At 57.8% G+C, this 810-nt stretch carries 1 protein-coding gene; it reads right to left on the bottom strand.

Translation table 11 applies throughout. From position 1 onward, the window contains the following. Positions 1-52 precede the first annotated feature (52 nt). Positions 53-763: an IS6 family transposase gene (locus J7412_RS21760; protein WP_209081982.1), complete on the bottom strand. Its 711-nt coding sequence runs from the start codon at positions 761-763 to the stop codon at positions 53-55. Positions 764-810: the final 47 nt, after the last annotated feature.

The following is an 810-nucleotide window of genomic DNA, read 5'->3' on the forward strand; positions in this document are numbered from 1 at the left end:
GGCTTTGTCAGGTTGTTGCCCCCCGGGCTCAGCTTGGCGTGAACGTTGCCACTCAGGGGGCCAATTGCGTTGCATAGCCAGCCCACAACTCGAAAGCATCGTTTCGCGCGTGGCGGTATGATTTGGCGGACAGGCGGTGGCGTCTTGGGCGGAATAGACAGGCAATCTGGTCATGAGCGGAGAGGAAGCGTTGCGCTTGCCTCGGGGATTTGAAGCGCCCCATTATCTTTTCTCGCCGTCGGGTGTGTCGGTGCGAGGCTTCGCTCCTGTTGTTCAGACCTTTGTGCTGGCGATGCTCGAGACCAGGCGCAATCTCCATTTTGGCGGCTCCATAGGAGCGAAGTTTGTCCGTCACCATAACACGCGGCGCGCCCCAACTTTTCAGAAGTTTGAGTAAAAACCGCCTGGCGGCGACCTTGTTACGCCGAGATTGGACGAGAATGTCTAGGACGTCACCGTTTGCATCGACCGCGCGCCATAACCAATGCGTCTTGCCTTTGATCCGGATGACAACCTCGTCGAGATGCCATTTGTCGGCCGGCGCTGGCCGGTCACGCCGGATATTTGCAGCGAACCCGTGGCCGAAGCGGTTCACCCAGTCGCGGATTGTCTCGTAGGAAACCGTGACACCCCGTTCCGCCAGAAGATCCTCCACGTCGCGCAGGCTCAAAGCGAACCGGTGGTAGGCCCAAACGGCGTATCCAATGACACTCTTCGGAAACCGAAAGCCTTTGATCCGCGACAAATCTTCGATGTTCAACATGGAAACGAAATATCCGGACGTTGCGACGTCAGCAACCTGACAAAGCC

Source organism: Shimia sp. R9_3 (genome assembly GCF_017743755.1).
Taxonomy (GTDB): Bacteria; Pseudomonadota; Alphaproteobacteria; order Rhodobacterales; family Rhodobacteraceae; genus Shimia.

Excerpts from the sequence above, each read along its gene's own strand:
- J7412_RS21760 (WP_209081982.1), bottom strand. The coding sequence starts at position 763 with ATGTTGAACATCGAAGATTTGTCGCGGATCAAAGGCTTTCGGTTTCCG.